Below are 17,301 nucleotides of genomic sequence, written 5' to 3'. Positions count from 1 at the left end.
AAATATATCTTTTTATTTTTTAAATCAGGATTTTTATTATAAAATTCTGTTTTTATATTATTTATATAATTTTTATCAAATAAATTATCTGTTCTTGAAACTCCTAATGATATAAATTTATCAATATCTATTTTAAAACTCTTAGAATAGGCTTTATTACAAATATTTCCAGAGGTTATAAAATAATCTGATCTATATTTTTTCACATCATTAGGAAAATTATTTCTATCAAATCCAATTTTTTTAAATACTCCGCAGGCATGCCATAAATTTATTAAAATTTGATCTTCAAATAAATGATCATTTGTGATATATGTATCTATATTAATTACTACAATTTTAGAAGATAGTATAGCAATAAAATTTTTTAAACCAAGATCGGAAAATAATTCAGGAATTTTTTTAAACCTAATTATTTTATAGTTATATCCATGAAAATATTTGTATAAATTATCCATATCAGAATTATGTACTAACTGTAAAAAACATATATCATATTTTTTCAGCATATTTTCTTTTTGAAGTTCAGATATGCTCTCTTTTATATTAGAAATTGCATTATTTTGTATTTCATGTAGTTTTAATTCTTTTTCATATAATTTTGATTCTTTTTCATTTAATTTTTCTTCTAAAAGTTTTTTTGATTTTATAGATATTTTTATTCCGAATATTGTAATTATATAAAAACATCTATCAGTAGTAATTTCAAAGAGTTTCATTTTATTAAGTACCCTTTTGACAAGCTATGCAGCAATTGTATATTGCGGCATAACTTGTAATTTATTAATTAATATTATATTATTTATATATATGTAATCTATGCATATTAGGTCTGGTCTGGTCTGGTCTGGTCTGGTCTGGTCTTTTATAAATAAAAATTCGCTGGTTTTTTTATTTATTTTTTTAGGCGGTGCTATATCAATAAATCCGAAATTATGTAATTTTTTATCGATACCCTGTCTGCCAAGATGAAAATCACCTATAATAATTTCTACTTGTTCAAATAATTCAGGATATTCATCTATTAAAGAATTGAATATATCATACTCTGCACCTTCTACATCTATCTTAATAATAATTTTTTCTTTTATATTATTTTTAGTTATAATATCTTTTATTGTTTCAGAAGCTTTTTTTATTGAAGATTTTATCTTTTTGGCATTATTTAATTCATTCGGGTCATAGTATGTTATAAAATCTTGTTTCATAGAACTTATTCCGTCTCTATGCGGAAAATATAAACATTCTATAGTTTCATTTTTGTTTCCTAATCCGTAATTATATAAATGTATTTTGTCTTTTAAATTTGGGTTAAATTCTGCATTTTTAACAGCATATTGATAAGTAGGTTCCATAAGTTCAAAGGAATATATACTTTTACAATAATCTTTACTGGCAAAAAATAAAGTAGCATATCCTCTATTACAGCCTATATCAAAAACTACATATTCATTATATTTAAATAAACTTTTATCTATTTCATAAATATTGTCGCATAAAACTTCTCTTATCATCCAGGGATAATGTGTATCTGTAATAAAATTTATATTCTCTTTATTTAGATAAAGTATATCATTTTCATTATCATATTTTAATATTTCTATATTATTTTCATAAAATGGTATTAAATGTTTATTAATTTTTTCATCTATAAAAATATTTCTTATTTTCAATTCTTTTAATATTAGATTTTCAATATTATTTAAATACATTTTTTCTTTCAATTCCAAATTATTTATTTTTTGCTGCATTAACTTTTTAGATTTTACAGATATTTTTATCCAAAATATGGTTACAACAGTAAAAAGATCTTTATTTTCTATACTAAATAATTTCATATATAAATCCTTTTTATAATTATATTTTTAAATATTCATATTGTATTATATATATTTTTTATAAAATAAGCAATTCTTTCTGCACTATGTCCGTCGCAGGCAGACAAATGATTTTCTTTGAATACTTTGTAATTAGGATGATCTATTGATGCATTTCTTAAAGCCTTTAATATATCTTCTGCTTTTCCGCTTTCTACTATTTCGCCAGGCAGATCTTTTCTGTAATCTATAAAAAATCCTCTTTCATATTTATCTATATCATCAGCGGCAAAAACTACAGGTTTATTTAATAATAACCTTTCCATAAATGCTGATGAGTAGTCTGTTATAATAACATCAGATATTATTAATAATTCTATAATATCTTTATGCGACATATTTATTATATTATGGTTAGTTTCTTTTAGATTTGTTATTTCTTTTGCATTGTTTTTACCTGCTGCGTCATTTATAATATTGATAATTGCAGGATGTAATTTATATATAAAAATTTCATTACTATTTAGTTTTTTTGATAATCTATATATATTAAAACTGCTGAATGATGTCATCTTATTATTTTCTCTAAATGTAGGGCAGTAAAAATATATCTTTTTATCTTTTAAAAAAGGATATTTATTAAAGAAAATATTTTTAACTTTTTTAATGTAATTATTATCAAATATAATATCTGTTCTAACTTGCCCAAGACTTAATATATTTTGTATTGGCATATCAAAACAATCAGAATAAAATTTTTTTATATATTCAGATGATGTTATTAAATATTGTTTTTGCTGGAATACAGTTCATATATTTTAGAATTAGAATATTTTCCGAATTTTTTAAAAGCACCGCAGGCATGCCATATATTTATTATTGTTTGATCATCAAATAAGTATTTGAATACAGTACTTTCAGATGATGCAACTATTATATTAGATGATAAAATATCTATAAAGTCATTTACAGTATTATTATATATATTAAAATGAAAATCTATTTTGATTATTTTAGAATTTGGAAAATATTTTGTCATATATTTAGATATTTCTATGTCTGTATCTAAAAAAATAATATTATTAATTTTTAGACTATTTTGTAATTTTTTTTCTTTAATCAATTTTCTCAAATCATTCAATATTAATGAACTTTTATCCCTCAGGCTTTCTATTTTATTATTTAAGCATTTTATATCTTTTTCTAATTTTTTTATCATATTTTTATTATTTTTAATAGTTATTTTAAAAAATAAAAAGTTTATTTTTATATATATATCATCTTTGTATATATTAAATATATCCATACTAATTATATCCATCTGATATTTGATTTAATAAATAAGAATATTTTTTATTTCTTTTAAATGAAATTTTTATTCCTAATAAGTATATTATTATTATTCTTGTATGAATTCCTATAAAAAATAATTTAAATTGATTTTTTCTTTTTTTTATTAAATTATCATTAATATAGTGTATTATATATTTTTTTATTTCATCGCTTAAAATATCAATACAATCCAATTTATATTCTTCTTTGATGTCATAATAATTATGTTCATTAGATAAATTATAATAATTGATAATTAAAGATTTAAATAATAATGATATTTCAATACTATATTTTTCATAGAAATTATATTTTATAAAGAAATTATGTAAAATATTTATTACTGTTAATAATTCTTCTAACAGTTTATTTTTAGAGTTATCATCTATTCTCTTCTTTAAGCTGTTTCCGTTTATATTTTTTCTGTAGCAATATCCTATCTTATGTATGGAATATGAATTAACAGCAAATTTTGATATTATTATATTCTGAACTAAATCTTCATAGGAAGTTATATTTTCTGTATCAGGAAATTCTGATAAGCATTTAATTATCATATCCCTTCTATACAGCTTGCCCCACATAGTATGATTTAAACCATTAATAAAATGCTCAATAATATAATCATTGCTGCGAAATGCATATAATGGTGTTTTAAACCAATCATCAAATGGAAGTTCTGTTTTTCCGTCTGTTAAAATAACATCATAGAATATGATATCATAATCTTTTTTTTGAACTAATTTATATATATGATACAGTATATTATTGCATAAAAAATCATCGCTATCAACATGCATTATATATTTTCCTATGGCGTTTTTAATGCCTGTTAATCTGGTTCTATATAAACCCATATTATGATCATGTTTTATTAATTTTAAGCCTGAAAATTTATTTTTATATTCATAAAATATTTCATCGCAATTGCCTGAAGAACAGTCATTAACTATTATGATTTCTATATATTTAAATGTTTGATTAATAATACTGTCCAAGCATCTTTCTAAATACTGTTCTGTATTATAAACAGGTATTATTACTGATATTAAAGGATTAGTTTTTATCATAATATTGCCCTTGTTTTCCTAATTATAAAATTAAACCCTAAAATATTTATCCTAGTATTTTGTTTAGAACATTGTATAGAAAATAAAGCTCTTAATATATTACTTAATGTTATAACTATAGGATGAGTATAATTTTTATGATTTTTAATATTTATGTTAATTCCTAATATCCTAATACTTGTATAAAACCCATCTATTATTATAGAAAAGAAATACGGCAGCAGTTTGTTATTTATATTTTCTAATTTTTTTTCTGTTTTCAAATAATAATTGTAATGATGCTGATATCTGCTGTATTCTTTTAAGAAATCTTCATTAAAATATTTATTTAATATATATATATATTCTTCATTATCGCTGTTAATTTTATATGATAGAAACTTATATTGATTATATGCCAATTTCATATAATCATATTTGTATAAAATTTCATCATTCATTTTTACTAAAAAATTATAGAACTCATACAATGATTTTTCACAATCAATACACATTTTATTAAATCTATCTTTTGTAAGAGAATCTGTATTTTTATTACTATAACTTATATCGCAGTAATATATATATAGTTCATCATATATGGCTTTATATGATTTAACAAAATAAAAAAATATTAAACATTGCAGCATATCTTCAGCAAATATTATATGTGTATCAGGTATATAGCTGACAGCTTTGTTTACTATAAAAGATTTAAAAAATTTTGCACATACATTATGTGATATTTTTTCATCCATAACTTCATTTAATAAATAATCATTATCTATGATATTACTTCTTTTAGTAGAAAGATACCAAGAAATATTTTTTTCTTCTTTTAATCTCTCTTTTTTATTTGGATTTGATGAAACAGCCTTTACTGCGAATTGAATTACATCATAATTTTTATATTTTGCTTCACTATATACTTTTTCTAATGCCTGTAAATCTAATTCATCATCTGAATCTAAATATGTTATATATTTTCCTTTTGCATTTATACTCCCTGTTTTTCTTGCTGATAATGTACCCTTATTTTCTTCATGTTTTATATATATTATTCTGTTATCTTGATATGAATATGTAATTTCTTTACAATTTCCATTAGAACAATCATCAACTATTATAATTTCAAAATCAGAAAATGTTTGATTGATAACACTATTTATACATCTTTTTAAAGATTTTTCCGTATTATACACAGGTACAATAATAGAAAAATAACTTCCTTTTTGATTCATAAGCCATTAAATTAATATAATTATAATTATTGGAATCTAACAATGCATTTTTTGTAATTAAATACAAAAAAATTAATATAATAATAAAAAAATATCATCATATGTTTATTTTTTAATAAAAAAAACTATTATTTGGAGTTGATATTTTTAATTTTAAAATATATAATACCTCAAACTAGTAGAAATTGGATATTAAGTTCCGATAATTATAATTATGTTAATGGGTGGTTCTATATGAAATTGGTTATATTAGCAGGCGGTTATGGTACCAGACTTGGAGAAGAAACCATTAAAATACCAAAACCATTAGTTGAAATAGGCGGAAGACCTATTATATGGCATATAATGAAATATTATTCTTATTATGGAATTAATGATTTTGTAATACTTTTAGGATACAAAGGATATATGATAAAAGAATTTTTTGATAACTATAGAAGACATTTATATGATATTAAAATAGACTTTAAAAATGATAATTCTATGGTATTAAAAAAAACTAAATGTCATTCAGATGAAGAAAATTGGGTAATAGAACTTGTTGATACAGGTGAAAATAGTATGACAGCAGGAAGATTAAAAAGAGCTTATGAATATTTAAAAGATGAAGATAGTTTTTGTCTTACTTATGGTGACGGATTATCAAATATTAATATAAATGATGAGATTAATTTTCATAAAAAACATAAAAAGATAGCTACTATAGGGGCTGTATATCCGCCTGCCAGATTTGGAGTATTAAAAATAGAAGAAGATAATACCGTATCTAGTTTTATAGAAAAACCTAAAGGTGATAATGCTTATATAAGCGGAGGCTTTTTTATTTTAAATAAAGGAATATTTTCCTATTTAGGAGATGATTATACAGTTTTTGAGCAAGAGCCTTTGAAGAAATTAGCTGAAAAAAATGAACTTGTGGCATTTAAGCATAATGGTTTTTGGCAATGTATGGATACGCAAAGAGATAAATCTATATTAGAGGAAATTTGGTATAAGGGAGATGCTCCTTGGAAGATTTGGCAATAAAAAATATATCCGGTTCATTTAAGGGAAAAAATATTTTAATAACAGGACATACAGGGTTTAAAGGAAGCTGGTTGTCAAAATTATTATTAGAAATAGGAGCTAATGTAAGCGGAATATCATTAAAAGCTGATGATTTGTCTTTGTATAATTTACTCAATTTGGATAATCAGTTAAGTTCTTATATACTGGATATCAGAGATTTAAATAATATAAAAAAAACTGTTGAAAATATTAATCCCAATATAATTTTTCATTTGGCTGCACAGCCATTGGTTATATATAGCTATGATAGCCCTGTATATACATTTGAAACTAATGTTATAGGTACTATAAATTTGATGGAATCTATGAGAAAGTTAGATAATTTGGAATGTGCTGTAATGATTACAACAGATAAAGTGTATGATAATAAGGAATGGTGCTATGGATATAGAGAAACAGATATATTAGGCGGACATGATCCTTATTCTGCTTCTAAGGCTTGTGCTGAAATATCTATAAAAAGTTATAAAAAATCATTTCTGAATAATATACCTGTTGCAAGTGCAAGAGCAGGTAATGTTATAGGCGGAGGGGATTTTTCTTCTAATAGAATAATCCCTGATATAATAAGATCTATAGAAAAAAACATTCCTGTAGAATTAAGAAATCCGAATAGTGTAAGACCTTGGCAGTATGTATTAGATGTTCTTTACGGATATTTATTGCTTGCTTATAATTTGATTAATAAAAATAATATATCAGATAGTTATAATTTTGCTCCTATAGATGAAGGAAATAAATTCACAGTTGAATATATAACTAAATATTTTATAAATGATATTAGCAGAGGCAGTTATAAAATCAATATTCAAAATACAGATAAAAAAGAAATGAATATGCTAAGATTGGATTCCTCTCTTGCAAGAAAAGAATTAAATTGGAATGAAAAATTTAATACAGAAGAAGCTTTAAAGCAAACTTCTGTTTGGTATAGAGAATATCTGAATAATAATGATTTGAATATTATAACTAATAAGCAAATAAAAGAATATATTGAAGGTTAATTAAAATATGGATAGAGATAAACTATTAGAACTTGTCAGAGAGTATGCTAGAAATGAATATCATAAAAAAGAATTTATTAAAGGTATAAGTTCTGTACCTGTTTCTGGAAGAATATTTGATGAAGATGATATAGCGGCATTAGTAGATAGTGCTTTAGATTTTCATCTTACAACTTATAGATATAATGATGAGTTTGAAAGAGAATTAGAAAAGTTCTTTGGATTAAAATATTGTTTAACCTGCAATTCAGGTTCTTCTGCTAATTTGATAGCTGTATCTTCTTTAACAAGTTATTTATTAAAAGATAGAGCATTAAAAGCAGGAGATGAAGTTATTACAGCGGCATCAGGCTTTCCTACAACGGTTAATCCGATATTACAGAATAATTTAGTTCCTGTATTTGTTGATGCTGAATTAGAAACATATAATATAAATATTGATGAATTAGAAAAAGCTGTAAGTGAAAAAACTAAGGCTGTTATTTTAGCACATACTTTAGGAAATCCATTTAATATACAGAAAGTAAAAGAATTTTGTGAAAAGTATAATTTATGGCTGATAGAAGATTGCTGTGATGCTTTTGGCTCAACTTATAATAATAAAAAAGTCGGTACATTAGGAGATATTGCTACATTGAGTTTTTATCCTGCACATCATATTACTATGGGAGAAGGAGGAGCAGTACTTACCAATAATCCAATATTAAAAAAATCAATGGAAAGTATTAGAGATTGGGGAAGAGATTGCTGGTGTGCTCCGGGATGCGATGATACTTGCAGTCGGAGGTTCTCTCAGAAATTAGGAAATCTGCCAGAAGGTTATGATCATAAATATACCTATTCGCATTTAGGTTATAATCTAAAAATTACAGATATGCAGGCAGCATGCGGTGTTTCTCAGTTTAGAAAGATAAATACCTTTATAGAAAAAAGAAAAGATAATTTCAAAAAAATAAAAAATAAATTAGAAAAATTCAGTAAGTATTTAATTTTACCTAAAGCACAGGAAAACAGTGAGCCTTCTTGGTTTGGATTTCTTATAAGCGTTAAAGCTGATGCTCCTTTCAGCAGAAATGATTTAGTAAAATACTTGAATGAAAATAAAATAGCCACCAGATTATTATTTGCAGGTAATATTACTAAACAGCCTTATATGATTGGAAGAAATTACAAAATAGTTGGAAATTTAATTAATTCTGATTTTATTATGAATAATAGTTTTTGGATTGGTGTTTATCCAGGTATTGATGATTCTATGATTGATTATGTTGAATCTATAATAGGTAAATTTATGTCAAATTTATAGTAGGAGTAAAATGATGATAGGAAATATAACAGTATTTGATTGTACATTCAGAGAAGCTGGTTATCAAACTGGCTGGTTTTTTGATGAAGATTTCTGCAGAGATTATTATAAGTTTGCTCAATCTGCTGGAATTGATTATTTAGAATTAGGTTTTTTTCATAATAAAGAGGCGGATCCTGATAGAGGACATTTCCGTTATTGCAGTTTGGATAATGATGAAATTAAAAAAATTTTTTCTGCTACAAAAAATACAGTAAAACTTTCTGCTATGAGAGATATTCAAAGACCTTTAAGTAAGCTGCTTCTAAAAAAAGAAACTATAATAGATACAATTAGAATCCTTACAAGATCCAGCGAAACAGACTTTGAAGTTTTAGAAAAACATGTTAAAGAAATTAAAGATTTAGGATATGAAGTATTTATTAATTTCACAAGTTCAGGGCATAATACTATAGAAAAAAATAAAGAATTTGCTAAGTTTGCAAAACAGAATGAAATTCCTGTTATTTATTTTGCTGATACAGAAAGCATATTCACACCGGAATATATTAGAAATACTATAGAAGCATGCAGATCTGAAGGTATTGAGGCAGGCATACATTTACATGATAAAAATGGAACCGCAGAAATGCTTTTAGAAGTAGCTTTGCATTATGGATGCAGGTATACTGATATTACAATGATGGGACTTGGCGGAAAATGGCATGACGGTAATTTATCTACAGAACATTTCTTGAGAAAATATAATTATAATCCCGGCTATGAACAAACTAGATTAAAAACTATGCTTATACAAAATTTAATTAAATATAATAAAAGTACAGCTGCTGTTCTATAGGATATCTTATGAAGCTTTCTGATTTTATATTTAAATTTTTAAATGAAGAATACAACATAAAAGATGTCTTTATGGTTTCAGGCGGAGGTGCTATGCATCTGAATGATTCTATTGGAAACAATAAAAATATTAATGTTATATGCTGTCATCATGAACAAGCATGCGCAATAGCTGCTGATGGCTACAGCAGAATTAATCAAAATTTTTCAGTGGTTAATATTACAACAGGACCCGGAGGAACCAATACATTAACTGGTGTTATCGGTGAATATTTAGATTCTATTCCTGTATTATATATTTCAGGACAGGTGAAATTTGAAACTGCAATAGAGTCTTGCAGAGAACTTAATTTAAGACAGCTTGGAGATCAGGAAATAAATATTATAGATATTGTAAAACCTGTTACAAAATATGCTGTTATGGTTAAAGATCCGTTAAAAATTAAATATGAAATACAAAAAGCTCTGCATATAGCAAAATCGGGAAGAAAAGGTCCTGTATGGCTGGATATACCATTAAATGTTCAGGCTTCAGATATTGATGAAAATAATTTAGAAGAATATAAAATAGAAACTATAAATTACCCAGTTATAAGAGAACAAATTGATGAGGTAATAGATATATTGCAGAATGCTAAATCTCCTGTAATTATAGCAGGTCATGGAATAAGACTTTCTAATTCTATAGATGAGTTTTATAAATTAATAGATAAATTGGATATTCCTGTATTATCTACTTTTAACGGATTTGATATAATTTCTACAGATAATAAAAATTATGCAGGCAGAATAGGAACTATAGGCAATAGATATGGAAATATAATTTTGCAAAATGCTGATGCTGTATTATCTTTAGCTTCAAGAAATAACATAAGACAGACTAGCTATAATTATGAAAATTTTGCTAAAAATGCCAAACATTTTATAGCTGTAGATATAGATAATGCTGAGCTTAATAAACCTACTATAAATTATACTATAAAAATTAATAATGATGTGAATTTATTTATTAAAACTTTAAATGATTCATTAGACAATATTAATATAAAACAGCATACAAAATGGAGAGAATGGGCTTTAAATATAAAGAATAAATATTCAAAACTTTTAAATGAATACACTATTTCTAATAATGTAAATCCATATTATTTTACATACAGACTTACTGATAAATTATCTAATGATGCTATAGTAACTTGCACAAATGCCACCCCTAGCCTAGCCTTATTTCAGGTAGGAGTGGTAAAAGAGAATAGCAGAATGTTTTGTAATTCAGGATGTGCAGCTATGGGGTTTGGCTTGCCTGCTTCTATAGGGGCAGCAGTGGCTTCTAAAGGTAAGAATATTATTTGTTTAGAGGGCGATGGAAGTTTAATGATGAATATTCAGGAACTTCAGACTATTTCTCATTATAATTTGAATGTTAAATTATTTTTATATAATAATAATGAATATGCTTCTATAAGACAGACGCAGGATAATTTCTTTAAAAGAAGAACAGGATGCGATTTAAACTCAGGAGTATCATTTCCAAATTGGGAGTTTATTGCAAAGGCATTTAATTTAAAATATTATTGCTTAGATAAAAAAGAAAATATAGATAGTATATTAGATGAAATTTTAAATATTGAAGGTCCTATATTTTGTAATGTTATTTTAGAAAAAAATTATTTATTTTTGCCTAAAATTTCATCTGAAAAACTTCCAAATGGAAAAATGATTAGCCGTTCATTAGAAGATATGTCTCCCCTGCTTTCTAAAGAAGAATTAGATGAAAATATCTACAAAGGATAATTTATGGTATTGCAAAGAATATGTCCGATATGCGGATGCAAAGAAGGTGAAATATTATATAAAATAAATTTCGCTAAATCTGAGGAAGAATTTATACCAGAACATTATGATATAGTATGCTGTAATTATTGCGGATTTATTTTTAATAATACAAATTGGAATCAAGCAGATTATGACAAATACTATTCAGATACTGCAAAATATTCATCTTCTTTTACTTCAGGTGCTGGCAACTTATCAGAGTTAGATAAGATAAGATATAATGGTATAATAGATAGAATAGAAAAATTTATTAATAAAGACAGCAGTATAGCTGATATCGGCTGTGCTAAAGGCGGACTTTTAAGAACTTTTCAGGAGCACGGATACACTAATTTATACGGCATCGAAGCTTCATATGATGCTGTAGAAAATTTGAAGCAATATAATATAGAAGGTAAAAAATCAAGTATTTCTGATATAATCAATTTTAACAAAAAATTTGATGTTGTTATATTAAGTCAGGTATTAGAACATATATATGACTTAGAAAATGTAAAGTATATATTAGATAATATATTAAATGATAACGGCATATTATATATTGATGTTCCTGATGCCACATCATATATGAAAAATAAGTTAGCATCATATTATTATTTTGATTTAGAACATATAAATCACTTTTCATTGATTACATTAGAATATTTATTTGATAATTTGAAATTAATAGAAAAAGATTCATTTTATTTTGATAATGTTTCAAATATAAAATCATATATAATATATGGTATATTTAAAAAAGGAACTAAACAAGTTATAAATAAATCAAAAGATTATGAAGCTATAAATAAAATGAAAGAATATATAAATTATAGTTATGAAATAGATGAATACAGTATTAATAATATAGATAATACGAAATCAACTTATTGCTGGGGATTTGGAGCTTTTTTAAGAAGAATATTATTGGATAAAAAATATTTTTCAAATTGTAATATTGATGGAATAATAGATAAGAATGAATCATTTTCAGGCAAAAAAATTATTGATCATAAAGGTAATAAAGTAGAAGTATTTACTCCCGATATACTTAAAAATAGTGATAATGTTTTAATAACTTCTGTTTTATATTCTGAAATTATTAAGCAAGATTTATTAAATGATATAAATTTTAACGGCAAAATATACGAATTGCAGAGCAGAGCAGAGCAGAGCAGAGCAGAGCAGAGCAGAGCAGAGCAGAGATTTAATAATTACTGTAAAGAAGCAGCATAGTATTTGTTTAAATTATCGTAAAGTTTAGTAAAAACTAAAGAAATAATTATGATTAATAATGTTTTATTAGAAGATAGAAAGTTTATTTTCAATCAATTGAAAATTTTAACAAATTTAAATAAATTAAATAATACAAATATTTTAATTACAGGAGGTACAGGTTTATTTGGAAAATCTATACTTAATTTTTTAATATATATAAGGCAATATTATAATTTTAATATTACAATATTAACTAGAAATAGGTATGATTTTTTATTTAATTATCCGAATTATAATCTTGATTTTATAAGTTTTATAGATGGAGATATAAGAAATTTTACTTGCGATAAGGAATATGATTATATAATACATGCCGCAGCTCCTGCATCTCTCGATTTAGAAAAATCAAATCCAATGGAAATGTATTCAATAATATTAGACGGTACTAAAAATATTATTAATATTACTAGTAAAATGAATGTGAAAAAATTATTGTTTACTAGTTCGGGAGCTGTTTACGGAGAGCAATATGAATCGGTAAAGTCATTTAAAGAAAGTTATGACGGCTGCCCTGCTACATATTATGGTAAAGCTAAAAAAATATCGGAAGAATTATTTTTGGATTCTAGTATAAATGTAAGTATAGCCAGATGCTTTGCTTTTGTCGGTCCGTATTTGAATCTGAATATACATTTTGCTGCAGGCAATTTTATCAGAGATGTCATTCAAAATAAAAACATAATAATAAAAGGAGATGGCAGACCTTTAAGGAGTTATTTATATACTGCTGATTTGGTAATATGGCTTTTTACGATGCTGTTAAATTCCAATGATAAAAGTATATATAATGTCGGTTCTTCCAATGAAATTTCTATATACGATTTGGCAAAAAAAGTTTCTCATTCTATTAATAATTATACAGGAAATATTGAAGTATTGACAGAACCTAATTATAACTACCCTACCCCCAAATATATACCTGATAATACTAAAATAATTAAAGAACTTAATGTTAAAGAAAATTATACCTTAGATGATGCAATAAAAAGAACTATTGAATGGAATTTAATCAATGGAGTTTTAACATGAATAATACCCCTTTGATTTCTGTATTAATACCTACTTATAATAGAAAAGAACTTTTAAAAAGAGCTTTAGATAGTGTATTAAAACAAACATATAAAAATATAGAAATATATGTTTCAGATAATGCATCAGCTGACGGAACTTTGGAACTTATGCAGGAATACTCGAAAAATGATAAAAGAATCATTTACAGCAGAAGAGAAAAAAATATGGGACCTATTTACAATGGTTCTGAGGCATATAATCATTTAAAAGGGAAATATGCTGTTGTTTTATGCGATGATGACTATTTTTTAAGCAATACATTTTTTGAGAATGCAGTTAAAGCTATGGAAGAAAATGAAAATATTGTTATTGTCAGAGGAATTGCGAAATGTTTTAATGAAAATAATAATAGTATTTTTATAGATACATATAATTCAAAAGAATATATAAAAGGGATTGATTATCTTCTAAACTATGCTAATCATCAAGGATATGATAATATAACCTCTTTTTTTGCTATGTTTAGAAAATCTGCCGCAGATAAAACTCAGGTATTTCAAAGGGCATTGCCTTCAGGAGATACTTGGTTATGGCTTTATTTGTTTTTATACGGAGATGTATATTTTTTATCTGATGAAATTATGGGCTGTTATACAGAACATAATTTAGGACAAGATAAATATAACATAGAAACCATATCAAATGTAGATTATATGACTGAATTAATAGTTGAATTAAAATCTAAAGCTAAACAGTTTTATCCTAATTATAAAGATGAAATAGATATAAAAATTGAAAAAATATTTTCAAATATAGTTATTTGGCATACAGCCCAGCTTTGTAAAATAGTTAGTAAAAGAAAAGCTTTTTCAATTATAAGAAAAAAAGAGATTATAAAAAAATATCCTAGAATTAAATCAATAGTATTTGGTTCATTAAGCATTACTATTCCATTTAAATTTGTTTTATTCGGCATAGAAATAGATGAAAAAATAATTACTTTATTTATTTTAGGATTTAAAATAAATATTAAAAGGTGATAATATGAGTTTTGATATTAATAAAGATTTAGATATTATTTTAATAACTTATAATAGAGCTGATAAATTAAAGAAAATAGTATCTGATATTTTGTATGAAGATAGTCCTATAAGAAATTGTTCAATAACTTTTCTTGACAATTGTTCAAGCGATGGTACTAGTGAATATTTAAAAGAACTATCAATAAAATATAATAATATAACACATATCAGGCATAAAATTAATATAGGCGGAAATGCTAATATTGTCAGAGCTTTTGAATATGTTAATAAAAAATATTTTTGGATATTATGCGATGATGACAGATTAGATTTTACATATTGGAAAAATATAGAAGATGCTTTAAAAACTGACAAATATGATTTAATACAGACTTTTGCGGATGCTAAAGTTGCTTACGGATATGATGATAAAACAAGACTGGCAAAATTAATATTAGAAATTGTATTTCTTCCGGGCGCTATATATAAAAGCATAAACATAGATTCTTATGTGCTGTTAAATTCATATATTAATATATATGCATTGATTCCTCATATGGCATTAATTTCAAAAATAATAAATGAAAATAAAAATATTTATTATATTGAATCTAATAATAATATACTTATACAGGCATTAGTTGATAAAGCTGATTATTTTAGAGGTGCTAACAACAAAAAAAATGTACATCATTTTCTAAAAGATATGGATTTATCTATTGGTTTTATATTAAGTCTAAAACTTTTTAATGATAAAGAATTACAGCATAAATGCTTAGATATTGTAAGAGGCTATAATGGCGTAAATTTTCAAGGATATATAATGAATGATCTGCCTTATTATTGGATAAGAGCAGGTATGTATGATAATATTCTACCTATTTATGATACCTGTAATGATATGCAGAAAAAATCTTTCATTGAATTATTAATATATATGAAAAATATTGTGCAAATAAAAACAAGTATTAATATCAAAGATTTTCATTTTATATACTTATGTAATACGCATAATGAATATATTTTTAGTATTTTAGGATTTACAAAATTGTATAACAAATACAATGATATTGATGCTAAAGCAAATTCTATATTCTCATTAAAAATTAATAAATCATATATAAAAATTAATTTTTTATTTTTTATAAATATAATTATAAAACGTTTTAAGGATATATAAAATGAATAATTTCAAACCTAATGATAAAGTAAAAATATGCAAATATATAGAATCTGGAGTTAGATTCTATTACGGAGGTATAACTTGCTGCTGTGCAAATACATTTCAATCTCCTATCATAATAACTGCAGAAGAAATGAAAAGCGGAAAAGTTACTTATGAATTAATTATACAAAGAAGAATAGAATTATTTGAGAGGCTTAATGGATTAGCAGAAGGTCCTACAGGAGATTGTTTAAAATGTAATCTTTTGATGGAAAGAGAATATAAGGACGTCAATTTTGATTATTTGGGAGGGCATGGGTATACTTCAGGATTCAATATTCAGCATTTTACTTCTTGTAATTTAAGATGCTCGTATTGCAGTTTTACTACAGAAAATAATTTTAAACCTCCTGTTTATACTAATTTAATAGAGTTTATAGAATTATTTAGGAGCAGAGGAAAATTAATAGGCGGTAATTGGATAGAATTTAATGGAGGCGAACCAACTATACTTGAAGACTTTGATGAAATTTTAGATTATCTTACAAAAAATAATTGCGGAACTGTTATGCTGTTCAGCAATTCATTAAAATATAGTGAATCTGTATATAATGCTCTAAAAGAAAATAAAATTTTTATAACAACTTCTATAGATGCAGGAACTCCATCTACATACAAAAAAATGAAAAGAGTGGATGGTTATATAAAAGTTATTGAAAATATGATTAGATATAAGATGAGCGGAACTAAAAGTATGTTTGTACTTAAATATATTATATGCGAAGAAAATAGAAGTAATGATGATTTATATGGTTTTGTATTTGCTATACTGTTAATAAGACCTACACATGTTTATATATGTCCTGATTTTCCGTATGGAGATAAGCAGATACCAGATGAAAGTGTTGAATTTGGGGCTAGAATGTGGCTTATTTTAGAAAAATATGGTAAAGGTTTCACTACTGTGTACATACAGTCTGATGATATGAAAGGAGATCCGAAATTTGCTAAATATTCAGGTGATATAAGAGCTAAATATAATGAATTAAAAGATAATATGAATTATGAAGAAGACTTATACAATATAGTAAAGTTCAATGAGGATTTGTCAAATATTAATTTTTATAATAAATTGAATAATATACAAAATAATATAAATAAATTAGCTTGGTGGATACCTATAAGAAAATGGAGAGATAATTTTAGAAATAAAATATTAAATGCAGACCAGACCAGACCAGACCAGACCAGACCAGACCTAATATGCAATTGGTACATATATAGTAATATTACAATAAAAATTAATAAATTACAACCTATATTGCAGTATAAAATTACTGCATAGAGTTATATTAA

General features: G+C 24.7%; 16 protein-coding genes. 10 read left to right on the top strand and 6 right to left on the bottom strand.

The features are described 5' to 3' along the window. From QZ306_RS03650 to QZ306_RS03625, 6 genes are all read right to left on the bottom strand, one after another. Positions 1-719 (bottom strand): CDP-glycerol glycerophosphotransferase family protein (locus QZ306_RS03650; RefSeq protein WP_295161185.1); only part of this gene is annotated, 719 nt, incomplete at its 3' end. A 24-nt stretch (positions 720-743) separates the two neighbouring features. Beyond that, positions 744-1,838 carry an FkbM family methyltransferase gene (locus QZ306_RS03645; protein ID WP_295161183.1) on the bottom strand — a complete coding sequence of 365 codons (1,095 nt, stop codon included), beginning with the start codon at positions 1,836-1,838 and terminating at the stop codon, positions 744-746. Positions 1,839-1,873: 35 nt separating this feature from the next. Beyond that, complete coding sequence (locus QZ306_RS03640; protein WP_295161196.1) at positions 1,874-2,581, bottom strand: CDP-glycerol glycerophosphotransferase family protein; 708 nt, start codon at positions 2,579-2,581, stop codon at positions 1,874-1,876. 17 nt (positions 2,582-2,598) lie between these two features. Continuing rightward, entirely contained in the window at positions 2,599-3,123 is a 525-nt protein-coding gene (locus tag QZ306_RS03635; RefSeq protein ID WP_295161180.1) for a hypothetical protein, read from the bottom strand. A 1-nt stretch (position 3,124) separates the two neighbouring features. Then, positions 3,125-4,219, bottom strand: a complete 1,095-nt coding sequence (locus QZ306_RS03630; protein WP_295161177.1) for a glycosyltransferase family 2 protein — start codon at positions 4,217-4,219, stop codon at positions 3,125-3,127. Continuing rightward, positions 4,216-5,439: a glycosyltransferase family 2 protein gene (locus tag QZ306_RS03625; protein ID WP_295161174.1), complete on the bottom strand. Its 1,224-nt coding sequence runs from the start codon at positions 5,437-5,439 to the stop codon at positions 4,216-4,218. Before QZ306_RS03625 ends, QZ306_RS03630 begins: the two co-directional genes overlap by 4 nt. A 234-nt stretch (positions 5,440-5,673) precedes the next feature. Here QZ306_RS03625 and rfbF point away from each other — a divergent pair, with 234 nt between their 5' ends. From rfbF to QZ306_RS03575, 10 genes are read left to right on the top strand one after another with little or no spacing between them, the layout of a single operon-like run. Further along, complete coding sequence (gene rfbF / locus QZ306_RS03620; RefSeq protein ID WP_295161172.1) at positions 5,674-6,465, top strand: glucose-1-phosphate cytidylyltransferase; 792 nt, start codon at positions 5,674-5,676, stop codon at positions 6,463-6,465. Further along, the gene (gene rfbG / locus QZ306_RS03615) at positions 6,447-7,511 is read left to right on the top strand and encodes a CDP-glucose 4,6-dehydratase (RefSeq protein ID WP_295161170.1); all 1,065 of its coding nucleotides are present in this window, start codon (positions 6,447-6,449) and stop codon (positions 7,509-7,511) included. The genes rfbF and rfbG overlap by 19 nt, the downstream gene beginning before the upstream one ends. A gap of 7 nt (positions 7,512-7,518) precedes the next feature. Further along, on the top strand, positions 7,519-8,817 hold the full coding sequence (gene rfbH / locus QZ306_RS03610) for a lipopolysaccharide biosynthesis protein RfbH (RefSeq protein WP_295161169.1): 1,299 nt from the start codon (positions 7,519-7,521) through the stop codon (positions 8,815-8,817). A 13-nt stretch (positions 8,818-8,830) separates the two neighbouring features. After that, positions 8,831-9,655, top strand: coding sequence for a pyruvate carboxyltransferase (locus tag QZ306_RS03605; protein ID WP_295161166.1), 825 nt, complete (start codon positions 8,831-8,833; stop codon positions 9,653-9,655). Between the two features lie 8 nt (positions 9,656-9,663). Continuing rightward, positions 9,664-11,448: a thiamine pyrophosphate-binding protein gene (locus QZ306_RS03600; RefSeq protein WP_295161164.1), complete on the top strand. Its 1,785-nt coding sequence runs from the start codon at positions 9,664-9,666 to the stop codon at positions 11,446-11,448. A 3-nt stretch (positions 11,449-11,451) separates the two neighbouring features. After that, a complete protein-coding gene (locus tag QZ306_RS03595) occupies positions 11,452-12,705 on the top strand; it encodes a class I SAM-dependent methyltransferase (protein WP_295161162.1) in 1,254 nt (417 codons plus the stop codon). Positions 12,706-12,753: 48 nt separating this feature from the next. Beyond that, positions 12,754-13,776 (top strand): NAD(P)-dependent oxidoreductase, encoded by a 1,023-nt coding sequence (locus tag QZ306_RS03590; RefSeq protein ID WP_295161159.1) that lies wholly within the window; start codon positions 12,754-12,756, stop codon positions 13,774-13,776. Further along, on the top strand, positions 13,773-14,798 hold the full coding sequence (locus QZ306_RS03585) for a glycosyltransferase family 2 protein (protein ID WP_295161156.1): 1,026 nt from the start codon (positions 13,773-13,775) through the stop codon (positions 14,796-14,798). The genes QZ306_RS03590 and QZ306_RS03585 overlap by 4 nt, the downstream gene beginning before the upstream one ends. Before the next feature lie 4 nt (positions 14,799-14,802). After that, positions 14,803-15,960: a glycosyltransferase gene (locus QZ306_RS03580; RefSeq protein ID WP_295161153.1), complete on the top strand. Its 1,158-nt coding sequence runs from the start codon at positions 14,803-14,805 to the stop codon at positions 15,958-15,960. A 1-nt stretch (position 15,961) separates the two neighbouring features. Then, the gene (locus QZ306_RS03575; protein WP_295161151.1) at positions 15,962-17,290 is read left to right on the top strand and encodes a radical SAM protein; all 1,329 of its coding nucleotides are present in this window, start codon (positions 15,962-15,964) and stop codon (positions 17,288-17,290) included. Positions 17,291-17,301 lie beyond the last annotated feature (11 nt).

This window comes from uncultured Brachyspira sp. (assembly GCF_910588665.1).
Classification (GTDB): domain Bacteria; phylum Spirochaetota; class Brachyspiria; order Brachyspirales; family Brachyspiraceae; genus Brachyspira.
The sequence above is the reverse complement of the archived record's forward strand: the minus strand, read 5'-3'. Positions and strand labels throughout refer to the sequence as shown.